The organism is Pedobacter sp. Leaf176, from assembly GCF_001424305.1.
Lineage (GTDB): Bacteria > Bacteroidota > Bacteroidia > Sphingobacteriales > Sphingobacteriaceae > Pedobacter.
Genome location: NZ_LMPD01000001.1, coordinates 1,138,137 through 1,155,850, shown reverse-complemented (window position 1 = coordinate 1,155,850; position 17,714 = coordinate 1,138,137). Strand labels below are relative to the sequence as shown.

General features: G+C 38.8%; 15 protein-coding genes. 10 read left to right on the top strand and 5 right to left on the bottom strand.

Annotation, left to right across the window (positions count from 1 at the left end; all coding sequences use genetic code 11):
- Position 1 precedes the first annotated feature (1 nt).
- The 7 genes from ASF92_RS05270 (at position 2) to ASF92_RS05240 (ending at position 6,531) form a co-directional block, all read left to right on the top strand.
- Positions 2-1,171: a glycosyltransferase family 4 protein gene (locus ASF92_RS05270; protein ID WP_056088802.1), complete on the top strand. Its 1,170-nt coding sequence runs from the start codon at positions 2-4 to the stop codon at positions 1,169-1,171.
- Positions 1,158-2,570, top strand: a complete 1,413-nt coding sequence (locus tag ASF92_RS05265) for an exosortase Y-associated Wzy-like protein (protein ID WP_056088799.1) — start codon at positions 1,158-1,160, stop codon at positions 2,568-2,570. Before ASF92_RS05270 ends, ASF92_RS05265 begins: the two co-directional genes overlap by 14 nt.
- 4 nt (positions 2,571-2,574) lie before the next feature.
- Positions 2,575-3,801, top strand: coding sequence for an XrtY-associated glycosyltransferase XYAG1 (locus ASF92_RS05260; protein WP_056088796.1), 1,227 nt, complete (start codon positions 2,575-2,577; stop codon positions 3,799-3,801).
- Positions 3,779-4,657, top strand: a complete 879-nt coding sequence (locus ASF92_RS05255) for a glycosyltransferase family 2 protein (protein ID WP_197413230.1) — start codon at positions 3,779-3,781, stop codon at positions 4,655-4,657. The genes ASF92_RS05260 and ASF92_RS05255 overlap by 23 nt, the downstream gene beginning before the upstream one ends.
- A gap of 64 nt (positions 4,658-4,721) precedes the next feature.
- Complete coding sequence (gene xrtY, locus ASF92_RS05250) at positions 4,722-5,333, top strand: exosortase Y (protein WP_056088789.1); 612 nt, start codon at positions 4,722-4,724, stop codon at positions 5,331-5,333.
- The gene (locus tag ASF92_RS05245; protein ID WP_231729744.1) at positions 5,326-5,889 is read left to right on the top strand and encodes a WcaF family extracellular polysaccharide biosynthesis acetyltransferase; all 564 of its coding nucleotides are present in this window, start codon (positions 5,326-5,328) and stop codon (positions 5,887-5,889) included. Before xrtY ends, ASF92_RS05245 begins: the two co-directional genes overlap by 8 nt.
- A 204-nt stretch (positions 5,890-6,093) precedes the next feature.
- Positions 6,094-6,531, top strand: coding sequence for a DoxX family protein (locus ASF92_RS05240; protein ID WP_056088787.1), 438 nt, complete (start codon positions 6,094-6,096; stop codon positions 6,529-6,531).
- 278 nt (positions 6,532-6,809) lie between these two features.
- Here the strand turns inward: ASF92_RS05240 and ASF92_RS05235 are convergent, their stop codons facing one another.
- The gene (locus tag ASF92_RS05235) at positions 6,810-7,502 is read right to left on the bottom strand and encodes a response regulator transcription factor (protein ID WP_056088785.1); all 693 of its coding nucleotides are present in this window, start codon (positions 7,500-7,502) and stop codon (positions 6,810-6,812) included.
- Positions 7,489-8,943 carry a sensor histidine kinase KdpD gene (locus ASF92_RS05230; protein ID WP_082489448.1) on the bottom strand — a complete coding sequence of 485 codons (1,455 nt, stop codon included), beginning with the start codon at positions 8,941-8,943 and terminating at the stop codon, positions 7,489-7,491. The genes ASF92_RS05235 and ASF92_RS05230 overlap by 14 nt, the downstream gene beginning before the upstream one ends.
- Positions 8,944-9,052: 109 nt before the next feature.
- Between ASF92_RS05230 and ASF92_RS05225 the strand changes: the two genes are divergently transcribed.
- The 3 genes from ASF92_RS05225 to ASF92_RS05215 all read left to right on the top strand — a co-directional run bounded on the left by ASF92_RS05225 (position 9,053) and on the right by ASF92_RS05215 (position 14,471).
- Positions 9,053-11,437: an outer membrane beta-barrel protein gene (locus ASF92_RS05225; protein WP_056088779.1), complete on the top strand. Its 2,385-nt coding sequence runs from the start codon at positions 9,053-9,055 to the stop codon at positions 11,435-11,437.
- A gap of 253 nt (positions 11,438-11,690) precedes the next feature.
- A complete protein-coding gene (locus ASF92_RS05220) occupies positions 11,691-13,172 on the top strand; it encodes a gluconokinase (protein WP_056088774.1) in 1,482 nt (493 codons plus the stop codon).
- 3 nt (positions 13,173-13,175) lie between these two features.
- On the top strand, positions 13,176-14,471 hold the full coding sequence (locus ASF92_RS05215; protein WP_056088771.1) for a gluconate:H+ symporter: 1,296 nt from the start codon (positions 13,176-13,178) through the stop codon (positions 14,469-14,471).
- 273 nt (positions 14,472-14,744) lie between these two features.
- Here ASF92_RS05215 and ASF92_RS05210 read toward each other — a convergent pair whose 3' ends face one another.
- The 3 genes from ASF92_RS05210 to ASF92_RS05195 form a co-directional block, all read right to left on the bottom strand.
- Positions 14,745-15,944 (bottom strand): GAF domain-containing sensor histidine kinase, encoded by a 1,200-nt coding sequence (locus ASF92_RS05210; protein ID WP_056088768.1) that lies wholly within the window; start codon positions 15,942-15,944, stop codon positions 14,745-14,747.
- A 451-nt stretch (positions 15,945-16,395) separates the two neighbouring features.
- Entirely contained in the window at positions 16,396-16,944 is a 549-nt protein-coding gene (locus ASF92_RS05200; RefSeq protein ID WP_056088763.1) for a hypothetical protein, read from the bottom strand.
- A 10-nt stretch (positions 16,945-16,954) separates the two neighbouring features.
- Positions 16,955-17,635 carry an arylesterase gene (locus tag ASF92_RS05195; protein WP_056088761.1) on the bottom strand — a complete coding sequence of 227 codons (681 nt, stop codon included), beginning with the start codon at positions 17,633-17,635 and terminating at the stop codon, positions 16,955-16,957.
- Positions 17,636-17,714 lie beyond the last annotated feature (79 nt).

Sequence of the window (17,714 nt, the reverse complement as noted above, 5' to 3'; positions counted from 1 at the left end):
TTTGAAAAAACTAGCCATAATCATTACCCATCCTATTCAATATTACACTCCGGTATTCAGTCTTCTGGCGAAACAATGTCGCCTTAAAGTTTTTTACACCTGGGGCAAGCTTGGTGCGAATGCAAAATACGATCCTGACTTCAGGCAAATCATTTCCTGGGATATTCCTCTTCTGGATGGATATGATTACGAATTCTTGATTAATACAGCTAAAGCGCCCGGCTCAAATCACTACAATGGTATTATAAATCCTGATCTAAACGCGCGGGTGGAGTCTTTCTCACCAGACGCAATTTTTATATATGGATGGGCTTACAAAAGCCATTTATGCGCATTAAGGTATTTTAAGGGTAAAATCCCGCTATGGTTTCGTGGCGATTCTACTTTGCTTAATGAAAGCCAGGGATTAAAAGAGATAGTGAGAAGTTTGTTTTTGAAATGGGTTTATAGTCATGTAGACAAGGCATTTTATGCAGGAAGCGCTAATAAAACCTATTTTAAAAAATTCGGTTTAAAAAGGAAACAATTGTGCTTTTTACCCCACGCCGTAGATAACGAAAGATTTTCAACACCAAGATCGGCCGAGGCTTTAAGTTTAAGACACAGCTTAAATATTTCTGAAACCGATTTATTAATACTTTTTGCCGGTAAGTTTGAACAAAATAAAAACCCTTCATTATTAATAAAGGCGTTTAACGAACTAAATATAAATCACGTACACCTGTTGCTCGTCGGAAATGGTCCAATGGAGGAAAGGCTAAAGCTAGACCATCAGCGTACAAACTTTCAGAATACCCTTTCATCCAAAATTCATTTCATGGCTTTCCAGAATCAAACACAGATGCCAGTTGTATACCAGGCCTGCGACTTATTCTGCCTACCCTCACAAAGTGATACCTGGGGCCTGGCAGTAAATGAAGCCATGGCCTGCGGAAAAGCAATTCTTGTATCTGACAAAGTAGGTTGTGCATCTGATCTGGTTAAAAAAGGCATCAACGGAGAAATATTCGAATCCGGTAACTGCGCTGATTTAACAAATAAATTACAGAACCTCACAAAAGATAAGATCAGGCTTATCGGTATGGGAAGAGCAAGTAAAAAAATTATTCAGGACTGGTCATTCGAGGCACAGTCCAGGCAGATCTTAAGGCTACTCAATGAAGCGAACTAATTACACCCATTACCTGCTGCTGTATTTACCGTTTTTGGTTGCCTGGTTGGTCCAGTCCCTACCCCATGGCTCTTATCTCCTGGCCTGGATGGGTTCATTTTTTATTTTCTTTATCTGTTATAAGGGTTTCATCAGGAAACTTCCTGACGACATGCCAGTGATTGAACAATTATTAAGACCGATTTTTTTTCTTCACGTGGTATTTGCAGGATACATGGCTTGCACTTCCATTTTTTATTATCTTAATGCACTTGGCTTTGAATATTTCAGCTACATAGGAAATCGCTATTTTTTTTCTGAAGACGTTTATAAATCCATAGCGAGGTGTCAACGTTATTACGTTTTAGGTCATGCTGCGCTCGCTCATGGCTTACTCGCCGGCATGGACTATTCGCAGAAAAAGAGGTACAGAATATATGCACCATCTATGAGTAATCTGTTATTGGGCATTTCGTTAATTTGTTTGCCACTTGGCTACCTGTTTTCAAAAATCGGGGCCTTGAACCAGTTTAGTGTGCAATTAAGCGGATTAAGTTTTGTGTCAGGCGCCATAGCCCTTGCTTTTGCAATAAGGGAGAAGAAAAGGCCAAACTTATTAGCGGCATGTGGTTTATTCACTTTAAATATGATATCCGCTTTAAATTCAGGCTTCAAAGAACCGATAATTATCTGCGTTTTACTTTTGGGCATTTTCATGCTGCCAGTGTATGGGAAAAAGATTTTGCCGCTCTTGTTGTCTATTTTGCTGATGCTCTTTTTCATTCTGCCCACATTTATCGGAAATTTCAGAAAAATGGTGCAGGAAGGTGCCGATGCAGCGACGGCGAGGAATGAAAGCCTGACCAACATCATCAATGCCGATAACCTGGTTAGTGAGTTGGAGGAAGACAACTGGGCTTTTTTGACCATACGATTATCAGAAATTGATATGTTTATACAGTACACAAGATCGACCCCCGACTTTGTTCCCTTCTATAAAAGCAAAATCTCTGCCGACGGGCTAAAGACGATTGTACCTCGTTTTTTCTGGCCTGGGAAACCCAATGTAGAGCAATTGGTCATGACCAGGGCTTATTCCGCGGGCGTTGTCAACCCGCAGTCGGTCGTTTCTGCAAAGCCGGCTTTTATTGTAGACTGTTATCTTTCGTACGGGGTTGCAGGAATCTGGATTGGCTTATTCTTGTATGGTTACCTCGCTCAGAAAATTTCTTTATTGGCAGAAAGGTTATTTGGTGGCTATTTCATGGGATCGGCAGTAATGTTTGCCGGTTTATTCCAGATTTTATGGAGAGGTAATAGTTTCGAATTTTTAATGAGTGCTGTTTTCTGGAGCCTGGTTACCCTATTTATTTTCCAGATGGTTTTTAAAGCGAGAGGAATTCTTTATAAAATTAGTTAACAAATTGAAAATCATACACATTACTGCTTCTTATATACCAGCTTATCTGTATGGTGGACCGATACAATCGGTTGGCAAATTATGCGAAGTCCTTTCGACCATTACATTTCGCGACGCTGCAAAAAAACAACAAATCGAGGTGCTCACCACAACCGCCAATGGAACAGGCGAGCTCCATGTGGCATCAGGAAAGCGGCAGTTTGTTAATGGTGTATCTGTCTACTATTTTAGAAGATGGACTAAAGACCACAGTCATTTTTCGCCCTTACTGTTAAATCGCCTGAACACAATAATGCTTCAACGTCTTAAAGGCGAAAAATTAGTGATACACATTCATGCCTGGTGGAATCTGGTTTCCGTATTAAGTTGTTGGATTGCTAAATGGCATCAAATTCCGGTCGTATTGTCCCCAAGGGGTATGCTCAGTGTATACAGTCAAAACAATCGCCATTCAATTGCTAAAACCGCTATACACAAGCTGGTCGGCAAACGACTTTTACAATATTGCCATATCCATGCAACCAGTGAACAGGAACAGAAAGAGATTTTGAAAATCGTACAGCCAAAAAGTATAACCGTTATTCCAAATCTGCTTAATATGAAACACACGGTGCCGGGAAATAAATACCGGGAAATACATACTAAGTTCCAGGAACCGCATGAAAATTTAAGATTAATTTTTTTATCGAGGATTGAGGAAAAAAAAGGCCTGGATTTACTTTTTGATGCCCTGGCACTGGTCAACATTTCCTGGTCGTTAACACTTGCCGGAACGGGTGATAAAAATTATGTGGAAAGCTTAGGGAAAAAAGCAAAAGCCCTAAAAATCAATGAACGAATAAAGTGGCTGGGCCTGGTAACAGATGAAGATAAATTTGAGCTGATGGCGAACCATGATTTATGTGTGTTAACCTCATACAATGAAAACTTTGCCAATGTTGTAATTGAAAGTTTAAGTACAGGAACTGCCGTTCTCGTATCAGATAAAGTTGGTCTTTCGCAGTATGTCCGAAACAGCGGGTTTGGTTGGTTAACTAAACTAAATGTTAAGGAAATAAGCCAACAACTGATCGCAATTTCAGGAGATAAAAAGAAACTTAGTTGGATTCGTGCAAATGCGCCACAAGTTATCAGACAAGATTTCGATGATCAAAATTTGGTTTCGAAATACATAGACTTATATCGAAATGTTATCATAAAAAGCACAAATGAGCACAAGCGTAATGAATAAACATTTCAGTTTTATTGTACTTACTTATAATGAAGAAATTAATTTGCCGGGATTATTAAAATCTGTAGCGGGTTTAAATGCATACCTATATGTTCTTGATAGTGGAAGTAATGATAAGACCATCAATATAGCAGAAAGCTATGGTGCACAAGTTAAAGTTAATCCTTTTAAAAACCATCCAATTCAATGGGATTATGCCCTAAAAAACTTCAATATTAGAACACCATGGACTATCGGTCTGGATGCAGACCAAAAAATTACACCAGAGCTCTACCAGATGCTGAATAGCTTTGAGAGTGATGCATACGAAGGCATTAATGGGATATATTTCAACCGAAAATATTTCTTTCAGGAACAATGGATTCGATATGGAGGCTACTACCCATTTTATCTTTTGAAAATGTTTCGCACAGGTGTAGGCTATTCCGATTTAAATGAAAATATGGATCACCGCTTTATCGTTCCAGGCAAAACTGTCATTTGGAAAAACGGACACATCCTGGAGGAAAACCTCAAAGAAAATGACATTAAATTCTGGTACAGCAAACACGAATTTTATAGCGATTTGATTGCTCATGAAGAAATTGAGAGAGCGCAACACCGCCGGCAACAAACTATAAAACCGAACCTGAAAGGTAACCCGGATGAAAAGAAAGCGTGGCTAAAACGTGTGTGGTGGAAAATGCCTCTTGGCATAAGACCCTATTTTTACTATGGCTTCCGCATGCTTTTCCAAATGGGTATTGTGGATAATAAAAAAGCGAGGTATTTCCATTATCTGCAGGGCTTTTGGTTCAGAAAATTAGTTGACAAAAAAATTAGAGCATTGAAAAACCTGAAGAATCAGCCTAATTAACTAAGTGCGTTAAACGAATATACAAATACATATAGTCTTTTATTCGAATAAGTAAATAACAGATATGAATAAAATCATCAAGGAACAACACATTGAAAAAGGAAATAGAAAAGCCATTAAATTTATCGTTACACTGTTCTTACTATACGTTATTTTTAGTCAGGGAAATCTCTTTATGAACAGCGTCATGAGCACCGGAGGAGCGCATTACCATAAATACCTTGCTGAACATTTGAATTACATTCAAGGTTTGAGAAACATACTCATCAAACCATCAATATGGATAATCAAGGCATTTGGTTTTTATGCCATTCATAACGAAACTGATTTAATGGTCGTTAATGGTCCACTTCTGCGAATCAATTATTCCTGTTTAGGCTTAGGCGTTATGAGTTTCCTTGCTGCGTTTGTCTTTTCATTTCCCGCAAGATGGGAAGAGCGAATTAAAATGCTGATCATCGGGATTTTCAGCATTTATTTGCTTAACGTCATTAGAATAGCTGGTTTAGGTTTACTATTTGGTTATTTCCATAGTCAGCGGAACTACTTTGAATACCACCACGAAATATTTAATTTATTCGTTTACAGCGTCGTTTTTGTTATGCTGTATGGCTGGGCTAATAAAAATGCTGGATCATTTTCAAATTCTAAGTTTACAAAGCGCAAAATTGAATAATTTAGCTAAAATACAGCTTCATAAGAAGTTCAATAAGGGTGATTTTAAAATTGGTGTTTCCAGCTTTAAACTGGTTTTATGGTATTTTACCTCGGTGATATTATTTAAAAGTGGTTTAATGCCTTTTAGCTCGATACTTGTTTTTTTATTACGTTTATTTGGTTCCAAGATTGGAAAAGACGTCAGAATTAAGCCTGGCATTCATATTAAATATCCATGGAAACTTGAAATAGGCGATCACAGCTGGCTCGCCGATTGTTATATTGAAAATCTGGATTGGATTACGATAGGCAGGAATTGTTGTATTTCGCAAAAGGCTATGCTGATGACCGGCAATCATAACTACAAAAAAGTCTCATTTGATTTGTTGACAAAGCCGATAATACTGGAAGATGGTGTATGGGTCGGCGCTTGCGCAACAGTTGGACCCGGCGTAATACTGTATTCCCATAGTGTTCTGAGCCTGGGAAGCGTCGCAACCAAAAACCTGGAAGCATATTCGATTTATCAGGGAAATCCGGCATTAAAAGTAAATACACGTCTAACTGCTGTTTAGAAATCAGCAATACTAGAACTTATAAGGCGATGTCAAAGCAAAATTAGCTTGAAGGTCAGTTTATATTCGTTTCCCCCTCATTCCTGCGCAGGCAGGAACCTTAAAGCGCTTAGCAATAGCATTCATTAATATTCCCAAATGCAGCAAATTAGACTTAAAGTTGGTTAATTATTTCGTATATTGCTTTTAACCAATTATAAAGATATGAGCACACTGAAAAGAATGCAGAATTGGGGTGATCGTAATCATCCTGTCTGGCTGGATTTTTTTAGAATACTTTTAGGCCTTGTTTTAATATGGAAAGGCGTTGCCTTTTACATGAACATCGGTGCTTTCAATACCTTAATGCATAATGCACATCTTGGCACTGCCGTGGGCATCAGCATGATTGCACATTTTATCATTTTGGTTCACGTACTGGGTGGAATTGCTATCGCTTTAGGTACTTATACCAGGACTTTCTGCTTGATTAATTTGCCAATTCTTATCGGTGCCGTTTTCTTCATCAATTTATCGCCATTAATTCTCAGACCTTATTCGGAATTGTGGCTATCGGTTTCTGTGCTCATTGGCCTGGCTATTTTTATCATTGAGGGCAATGGTATCCTATCGGTAGATAACCCTAAAAGTTTAAGTGCTTAACCGGGCTTTCGGCCTTTAAAATTGCAATGTTGCATTTATTAGATCAAACAGCTTATAAAAATCCACAGCGCAGCTTGAGCATCTTAGCTTTCAATTTGTTAAGGCGGGCAATTTTGATTGAAACATACCGATTCTGAAGTCCGGAATGACATAATCACTCCTGACAAGATCTCCACGAAGAGCGCAAAATTTTCATTGCCTGATAATTAGCCTTTAGTCGTTCTCAATTGATTTATGGCGCTTAGGAAACCTGATATATTCCAATAAATTGAACATAATCAACAGATGAGCTTATAGCCTACTCCACGCAAACTAATAATCTGTATATCAGGCTCACTTTTCAAGAGCTTTCGCAGATGTGCCATAAAAACATCCATACTACGGCCATTGTAAAAACTGTCTTCCCCCCATATCTTGATTAGCGCATCCTCACGCTCCAGAATGTTGTTGCGGTTCTTTAATAGTAATTCGAGTAGAATAGTTTCTTTATAAGAAAGTGAATATATGCCTACAGAAGTTTTTAATTTTTGACCAAGAGGATCAAGTTCACAGTTTCTGAACTGGTATATTTTGTTCACCTCATTTTCATCTTTATTCGCTGGGCCAAACCTGTTTAAAAGTGATTCCATCCGCACCAGCAGTTCATCAATACTAAAGGGTTTTTTAAGGTAATCATTACCTCCGTTCTTAAATCCCATCACTACATCTTCGGTAAGGGCTTTTGCACTCAAAAAGATAATGGGAACATTGGGATCCGACTTTCTGATTTCCGCCGCCAGTGTATAACCGTCCTTTTGAGGCATCATGATGTCGAGTACACAGATATCAGGCTTTTCCTGCTCAAATTGCTTCCAGGCAAGCACACCATCTAAAGCCAGGTTAACCTCGTAACCACTACTGGTTAAGCCATCGAGAACAATGCGCGCCAAAAAAGGCTCATCTTCTGCATATAAAACTTTAGTTTTCTTCATACAATGGCAAAATGATCATAAAATTACTTCCTTTCCCTATTTTGCTTTGCAGCGCAACACGCCCGCCGTGGAGGTCTACCACCTGTTTTACATAATGAAGCCCCAAGCCGGATCCTTTCACATTGTGGATGTTATCCTGGCTAAAAACCCTGAAAAAGCGTTCGAAAACCTGTTCTTGATAAATTTCTTTAATCCCCTGACCATTATCTTTAAAGTTGATCGTTAATTCATGATTAGCAACGCTGCACGATACCTCAATCCTGGATTGCGCCGGAGAATATTTTAATGCATTATCGATTAGGTTATAACATACATTGGCGATATGCATCGCATCCCCTTTGATAAAATAGGGTTCTCCAGCAGGCACCAGTATGAGCTGCATATCTTTCTCTCTTACCTGAATATCCATCGAAAGCATCACCTGTTTAATCACGGATTGAATATCGACGAGGGTAAATTGCAATTTTATTTTCCCAATGTCCATTTGTTCCTGCTTAAGCACCTTTTCGATCATTGCCTGTAAGCGCTGTAATTCGTGACGGCTTATATTAATGTAATTCTGCAACTTTTCGGGCTCATCAATCAAATGATATTTACTGATCGATTCGAGTGCAACAGCAATCGTAGAGATCGGGGTTTGAAGTTCATGCGTCATATTGCTGGTAAAACTCATTCTCGCCTTCGCATAAAGCTGCTGGTTTTTCATCAACCTGATAAGCAGGTAAAAAGCCGCAGCGGTAAGAACCAGCATCATAAGGGAGGAGATCAGGTAATAACGCATTTGAAAAACAACAATCCAAAAAATGTTGCCCACCACCAGCTGGTATCTATGCAAGAATTTTAAGTTATAGGTATAACGCTCGCTGGTAAAAGAAATACTGCTTTTGGCAAAAGGAACTGTTTTGATCAATTTCCCGCTTGAATAATCGTATAAGGCATAATTCTTACGGATCCTGAGGCCAAACTGTTGGAGTTGATGGTTCACCAGGCTATCCAGACTTTTCAAATCTCTTTGATCATCTGATGAAACCTGACGTGGAGACATGTTATCCGTTTTTGATGATGAAGACATATTAAAGTGTTTTTTCGGATCATTGAGAAAAGACATCCTCATTTCAACCACAGTGCTATCATTGTCGATCCCATAATGAAACTGGCTATGCAGGTTATCCAATTTCAGGTCATCAAAGGCCTGCCTCAATGAAAACCATTCTGAGGAAAGAAAAAACTGTTTAAAACGACTGCTCCTTTCGCGCCCCCTGGCCACGCTTCGGTAAACAGTCTGTTTGGAAGCGTTGCTTACAATGGATTCCAGTTTGTTTCTAACATCCTGTTTTTGTGCCAGATACAATTGCCGTATCCACGCACATTGAAGGCACAAGCTAATGATTAGTGTAATCACCGCCAATGGAAAAACATATGTGGAGCTAAGCCATTTCATCCCACTAAATTGAACAAATCATTTTATCAATGGAAGTATGGGCAGAAGATTTAACCTTATTTAACCGAGATTAACTTTCCTTTACATGGTTAGCAATTAGTTTTGAAACATGAAAAAGTTAACCATACTCCTGTTCTTCTGCTTTCCATTACTTGCTTCAGCACAATTGCGTAAAGGTTTGGTAAAAGATAAAAATGGAGAACCGATAGATCGGGTAACCATTATTCTTCATCAGGCGGATTCGACCCTAGCCACCCGGATTGCAAAAAACGGCTTGTTCAGTTTTCAGCAGCCTTTAAAAGGCAGTTATGTTTTAATTTTGAAAGCCGTTGGATATCAGGATATGAGCAAAGCACTAAATCTTCCAATGGATTCCATAAACCTAGTGATGAACAATGATGATAAAACCCTGGATCAGGTTACGGTATCTGCTTCAAAAACAGTTATTATCAGAAAAATCGACAGGGTAATATTTAATGTAGAAAACAGCATAGTGGCTAGCGGTACAACAGTTTGGGATGCATTGGGTAAAGCACCAGGCGTACAGACACGCTTTGATGGCGGAATAACGGCAAACAATAAAGGTGTAGTAATTTATATGGACGATAAGCCCATCAGGTTATCGGGCGAAGATCTCGCAGCATACCTTAGGAGTTTACCCTCGGATAATATTGCTAAAATAGAAATTATGGCCAATCCAACCGCCAGATACGATGCCCAGGGAGGTGCCGTAATCAATATCATTTCTAAAAAACCAAAAGGTGATGGTTTTAACCTGGTACTTTCTGGCGGTTACACCCAATCAAACTATAGCAGCTATAATCCAAGCATGGTATTCAATTACCGGAAAGACAAACTGAATGTATATGGCAGTTACGGCTATAGCAGACGTAAAAAGGACCATACAGAAAGGGAATATGTTATTTTCGACTCGCCTGAAAATTATTCGGATTGGCGGAATGATAAATTGGGAATACGAAAGGGGCATTCGAATAGTTATAAAATTGGTGCCGATTACAACTTCAACAGCAAACAGGTAATCGGTATTTTGGTAAACGGCTATAATAGCGTGAACAGCAGACCGAATAATACATTAACAACTATTGTTAACAACCACTCCCCAGTACCAGATTCTATTCTCCATACCCAGAACGTTTCTAATGGAAAAGCCCGTCAATATAGTTTTAATATCAACTATAAGATTAAATTAGATACCAACGGCCGGAATATTAATGTAGATATGGATTATGTACCTTATCAGAATAAAAACAGCCAGCAGGTAGATACTTACGGCATAAATGGTAATGGCAGTCCGCTTCCTGATCAGTACCATATCTTTACACCTTCAGATCAGCATATTAATATCTATTCCGGAAAAATAGATTATACGGATAAGTTCTGGAAGAACTGGACATTTGAATCTGGCCTAAAATATAGCAGTATCCGCACGCGGAACAGCTTTGATTTTTATAATAATCCAGCCACAGGTCCCGAATTGGTAAGCAGCCGCAGCGATCGTTTTGAATATGCCGAAAACATATCGGCTATTTATGCCAGTATTAGTGGAGATGCCGGTAAATGGAGTATTAAGGGCGGTCTACGTGGTGAATATACCCGAATAATCGGCAAATCGATGGTATTAAACACCAACAACCAGAACCACTATTTTAAGCTTTTCCCCACGCTTTTTCTGGTTTATAAAATGAATAAAGACAACGAATTAAACTTCACCTATAATTCGAGGATCAGCCGGCCTGAATATTGGAGGCTAAACCCTTTTAAATCCTACACCAGTCCCTATACCTACCTCGAAGGAAACCCTGCATTGCAACCTGCATTTATTTACAATGGTGAAGTCGGCTATACTTATAAACAGCAATACAACATTTCATTTTACCTACGGCGTATGGTTGATTATTTTAGTAATATTACCGTACAGGATAACACTACAAAACTCTTTTATGATACCCAGAGGAACCTCGATTTAAGCCAGGAGATGGGCTTTTCGGCATCCTTTCCAATTAAACCAGCTAGCTGGTGGGAAATCAATAATTATGCACAAGGCACCTACCGTCAGGAAAAGTCCTGGTATTTACAGACCAGTTATGATTATCATGTTTGGGGCATCTATCTAAGTTCTAGCCATGCTTTTACGTTAAATAAAACTCAGGGTCTAAAAGCAGAAATCAGTGCATGGTACTCTTCTCCTACCATACAGGGCATTTATAAGCTTGCACGGCTTTATGACGTGAGTGCTGGCATGAGCAAGGGCTTGTTTAAAGGTAAAGGAACTTTAAGACTGGCCGTGAGTGATATATTTTATGGAAATGCCTACCGCATTGATGTTGATTATGAAAATCAACTCAATGGCTTTTACGAGCAAAATGATACCCGTAGCGCTACTTTAAGCTTCTCGTACCGAATTGGTGGCAATCCGGCAGCAGCGAGAAAAAGAACTTCGGCAAGTGAGGAGGAGAAGAAGCGCACGCAGTAATGGTAACAACTAATCCCCATCAGCACGCATAGCTACATCGTTTAGTCCAGCTACAACCGCATTCAGACCTCAAATAACAGGCTGATATTTAATTATTAAAACAACACACGTTATTGCATCCTATCGGTAGATAATCTTAAAATTTTAAGCACTTAACCAGGCTTTGTCTATTGTAAGATTGCAATGTTCATTTTATTAAATCAAATTAATTTAAATAAAAAACAAAACTTAAATTGCAATTTAATTTTCTTGCATGAACTATCTAATCGGGCTTGATATTGGCACCGGCAGTACCAAAGCCGTGGCTTTGAATCTGCAATACGAACCAATAACAAGCAGCCAGTTTTTTTATCCTACCGAATCTTTAAAGCCCGGCTATAGCGAACAGGATCCTGGATTAATCTGGGAAGCTTTTGTATCCTGTATAAAGGAATTAATAAATAAGTTGCAGGCAAATCCGATATGCATCGGATTGAGTTCGGCGATGCATAGTTTAATATTAGTTGATGAAACACATCGTGTGCTCTCACCAATGATGACCTGGGCAGATAACAGAAGTTCTGAAGAGGCTAAACAGTTAAAAGAATCGGAAGCAGGACTGAATGTCTATAAAGCAAGCGGTACGCCCATTCATTCTATGTCGCCGCTATGCAAGCTGATTTGGCTTCAGAAAAATGATCCTGAATTGATTGCTAAAACCAAAAAATTTATTTCCATCAAAGAATACATCTGGTTTAAATTATTTGGTGAATACCGCATAGATTATTCCATAGCATCCTGTAGTGGTTTATTTAATATTCATACAAAAACCTGGGACAAGCAAGCCCTGGAATTAGCAGGTATTACTGACAGTCAACTCTCCACGCCTGTTTCAACAGATTATTATAATTCAAATCCGCTTCCAACAATATTTGAGGAATTAAGCACTAGTTTTGTAATTGGAGCAAGCGATGGCTGTTTGGCAAATCTTGGTAGCGAGGCTACTGCAGATGGTCTGGCATCCGTTACAATTGGTACAAGTGGCGCCTTAAGATTGGCCAGTCCAAAACCCATATTCAATCCTTCAGCAATGACATTTAGTTATATCCTGGACGATAAAACTTACATATGTGGTGGTCCGATAAATAACGGAGGCCGCACCTTGCAATGGCTTTTAAAGAACATCTTTAAAAAAGAAAAATTACACGCGGAAGATTACCAGAATTTGTTCGAACAAGTGGAAAATACGGCTTCCGGCAGTAATGGATTAATTTTTTTACCTTACCTAGCAGGCGAAAGGGCACCCATCTGGGATAGTGAAGCCTGTGGAACATTTTTTGGATTAAACCTCAAACATGAACAAAAACACCTTGCAAGAGCTGTTGTGGAAGGTATATGCTATGCGCTCAAAGATGTATTGGAGGCCGTGGAAGGCCAATCGGAAACTATTCGCCAAATACATGTGAGCGGCGGTTTTACCCACTCGAAAATATGGATGCAGATTCTTGCCGATGTTACAGGTAAAAAACTGGCTTTAGTTTTAGAGGAAGATGCCTCAGCTGTTGGTGCAGCATATCTTGCTGCAAAGGCAATGGGTTTAACAAAAACATATCCGGTTTCTGCAAACAAAAAGCAAGAAACAATTGAACCTGATCTTAAAAAATACAGTTTCCATCAAAAGAATTTTATGTTATTTAAACAACTGTACGCAAATTTAAGTATCACGATGCACCAGCTTTATCATTTAAATGGTTAAAACATGTCTTTATTAATTGTACTTGCCGGCATTTTATTGCTCTTGTTTTTGATTATCAAAAAGTTTAATCCGATGATTGCCTTACTCCTTACCGCAATCACCACCGGATTATTTTTAGGCATGCCGCCATCAAAAGTAATGGTTTCGGTGGGCAATGGTATTGGTAGTACGCTTGGAAGTATGGTTATGGTGCTTGCTCTGGGTGCCATGATGGGCAAACTTATTGAGGATAGCGGTGCAGCAACAAAAATTGTTTTTATCCTCATCAAATTTTTTGGAAAGAAAAACATTCAATGGGCTGTATTATTAACGGGATTGCTTGTTGGCATACCGCTGTTTTATAATGCCGGCTTTGTGGTGCTGATTCCCCTGGTTTTTGCCATTGCATCGGCTACCGGCTTGCCTAAGCTGTATATCGGCATACCCATGGCGGCAGCACTTTCTGTTACTCACGGCTTCTTACCACCACATCCGGGGCCTGTTGCGCTGGCTGCAATTTTTCATGCCGATATTGGCAAAACACTTATTTATGGTTTAGGATTGAGTGTGCCCATAGCCATACTTGCCGGCGTGTATTTTCCCCGTTTAATGATAAGTAAGAACACATTAAGCCTTCAAAAAGATTTCATTTTGACAGAAGACAGAAATTTGCCTTCAGGCTTAAAAAGCTTCTCAGTTGCCATGTTGCCTGTATTACTAATCGTTGCAGGTACAATTGCCACAACAATAACTACTCCCTATGTATTAAAACCAATATTTGTTTTCCTGTCGGATCCAACCGCCGCACTTTTGGCCGCGGTTGTTATTACGGTTTTAGTTCAGGAAGCCGGTATCGCAAAAACAATGGAATCATGTGTTGAGGGTGTAAAGAGCATCGCAATGATTATCCTAATCATCGCAGCCGGCGGTGCTTTTAAACAAATATTAGTTGATAGTGGCGTTGGCGAAACCGTTAAAATACTTACTGCAGATTTAAATTTATCTCCCCTGTTTTTAGCCTGGATGATTACGGCATTGCTTAGAATCGCCCTTGGATCTGCGACCGTTGCTGCTTTGACAGCATCGGGTATTGTTTTACCGCTTGTCGGCGCGGATGCTTCACCGGAGTTAATGGTTCTTTCAGTTGGAGCAGGTAGTTTAATGTTTTCTCATGTCAATGACACGGGCTTCTGGATGTTTAAAGAATATTTTAACCTTAGTTTAGAACAAACTTTTAAAACCTGGACTATAATGGAAAGCATTGTATCTGTAACCGGCCTTTTGGGCGTATTACTAATCAATTCTTTTTTAAATATATAAATGAGAATAAATGGTATTTTCCTGAATTACTTCTGGCGCTGCCATTGACTAAACAGTAGCGCAGCCTTGAAATTGTCTGCCAAAGTTTTATCGAATTTATTAATTTCCTCCGATGCTTTTTTAGACTTTGTGGGTTGGCTAACTATATTTTGAACCGCGTGCTGCATATCCAAATATAATCATTAAACACAAATCTGCCTGTACTATTTTTGTGATATTTGTCTTTTTTTATATGCAAAAAGTCAATATTAACTGAATGTTTTCCGTCTGTTATTAAAAAGGTATTTTAACTTCAAAATTTGTCCCCCAGCCCTCCTCTGAGATAATCTCCATGCTTCCGTTCAAACTTTTTATATCACGTAAAACCATGGGTAAACCAAATCCATAACCACGCTCGCCCTGGGTGCCATCTGATGATTCTAAATCACCGTTCATAACCTGATCAATTTTAGCCTGTGATAAGCCGTTTCCATTGTCGGATACACTTATCCTTAGGTTTTTTTCCTGTTCCTTAATATCTAAGCCTAGTTTAACCGTAACGGCCCCATAGTCTGAACTAAATTTTATCGCGTTCGAAATTAGATTACCTGAAATATGAAGTAATTTACTTTTTGAAAAATTAACTTCATTATGTGCTGAAATAACAGATACCTTAAAAAAAATATTTTTAGCTTTTGCCTGAGGGGCATAAAGCTTTTCCAGCTTATCTTTAAAGATATTCAGATTAAAATCATCTTTAATAATCTTTTTCTCCTCAATAAGAATTTCTTCCGTCAGGTCGAGCACTTCATTGTTACTTTTATCGATCATGAAAAGATAATCCATCACATCGAACATTTTATTTTTGTAACCCCTCGTCCTGATGATTTCAATAAGGCCCTTAATTCCCGAAAGCGGGCCACGAATATCATGTGCAAGTTTACGTTGCTTAATGCTCAAATCATCCAAACTCAACCTGGTGTTGTGCAGTACCTTCAGGTTAACGAATTTGTCGACCACTTCTATGGCAAGCAACTTTAATAATTCAATCTTTTCAGGACTCAGCTTTTTGACATCCTGATCCAACACACATAATGCGCCAATGTTATAACCTTCGGGCGTTCTTAACGGTATACCGAAATAGTAACGCAAATTCAGTGGTCCACGCACATAAAAGAAATCTTTAGACCGTTCATCGGAAGACAAGTCGCTGATTTCAAAGTGACCGTCCTGGGCAATTGTATATTGACAAATCGACTCATCGCGTGGCATTTGATCAATTTCCAACCCATAATTGGAAACGGACCATTGTGTAAATGAATCTATCAGATTGACCAATGATATGTTCGTTCCGGAAATTTTTGCCGCAAGAGCCGTTATGTTATCGAAATTGGTTTGAATATCAGTGAAATCAAAATCGAATTCTGCTAGGGTTTTTATTCGTTCCGCTTCGTTTAAAGGTATCGGACGTGTTTGTTCGGGTGCTACAGCCATATAATCATGAAAAAGAGCGCCATGCAATTTATAATATTTAATCCGATAAAAAAAAGACTAAAAATTCAACAAAGTGTACATTATCTGATGTCCTCCATACAAATCATAGCCCAAAAGATGTATCACAAAGCATTCGGTTTAATTGATGTTGCAAATTACGCAGCTAATAAAAAATCGACATCGCCTATTTTTTGATGCGGCAAAAAACCAATAATTTTTTCAAATCACCTAATTTATCATACAACTTTAAGGAGTTAAAATTAGGGAAATATTGTGTACATGCTGATTATCTGCGCAAATATTAAATCGCAAGAGACGTTAGTTAGTCGACAAAAGATGATGTTGTTGTTATAACCATAGTTCAGGCGCATATGAACAAATTATCGTTCCATACTATATTATTAATTTAATTTCCTAAGAAATTAAGTTTTTCAACACGCAAAACAACCCATCAACCTTTAAAATCAGCGAGGCTTATATCAATAAGTCCCAACAACTCTTTTCTTAATTCGATATTTCCTTTATCAAGATTTACCAAAAGTTTACGCTTTTTCTTAAGGTATTCTCTTGCATTCTTTTTATCGTATTTCAATACCCAATTTACATTGTCATTCAGGTCGGCATACTTTACGGTTTGCGCGGTTGGACTGATTAAAATGAGACGCTTATCTTCCCTTTTTTTTCGCGCTTTCTTACTCAAAAAAGGAAAATCGTTTTTAGTGTAAACGTCCGTCAACTCCTTTACGCACATGGTGATTTCATTAGCATCGTCAAAGGAATAGCCAAAATTCTGGAGCATATTGAAAAGCAATTCGATTGAAGTATCGGTATCTTCCAGTAAATCATGACAAAGACCAATTTCGAAACCAAATTTAATGAAAGGCTTGCTAATTGAGGCTACGGTTAACAGGTGAGTGACGTATGGCAGGTTGGTTTTCTTAATGATCTGCCCTTCATGCTGTTCTGCAACCCATCGGATAAGTCGGTCTGTTTTCGTCATGGAAGATGATCTAAAGCAGTGGCTTCAAAACTTTCCAAACGTTTTCTGCCAGTATTTTATCGCCCTCTGCCGTCGGATGAATGCCATCGGCCTGATTGAGTTTAGGAACACCACCAACCTTTTCGAGCAGGAAAGGAATCAAACTCATATTATTTTTTTTTGCGAGTTCAGGAAACATGTTTTTGAAATCAGCAGCATACTTCTTACCCATACTTGGAGGCATTTGCATCCCAGCCATCACCAGCTTTGCTTCGGGATATTTTGCCTTTACCCGGTCAATTATGTCTTGCAAATTTTTAGTGGTTACAGCAACTGGTACACCACGAAGGCCATCATTCGACCCTAATTCAAGTACAAAAATATCAACCTTCTGTTTCAAAAGCCAATCTATCCTGCCCTTCCCGCCTGCCGAAGTTTCACCGCTCAGCCCACCGTTAATCACTTTATAAGGCAGGTTTAAAGAGTCAATTCTATTTTGGATTAGTGCAGGATAAGCCTCTGTAGGATCGAGCCCATAACCAGCGGTTAGGCTGGTACCAAAAAAGAGGATATTTTTAGTAGTTATTACGGTAGGATTTGCACTACTCTTCTCCGTCTCTGTCGCATTGGGTTTACCTTTATCGCCCGAACCTGAACAGGCTTGTAATATTCCTGTCAAAACAATTAAAGTCATTAAGCGTTTTCGTAACATATCTATTTATTCTATCTCTTAAAATCTAAAAGCCATTATATTTAACGGAAAAGGCAGCCATATGTTTGGTCAGCTTTAA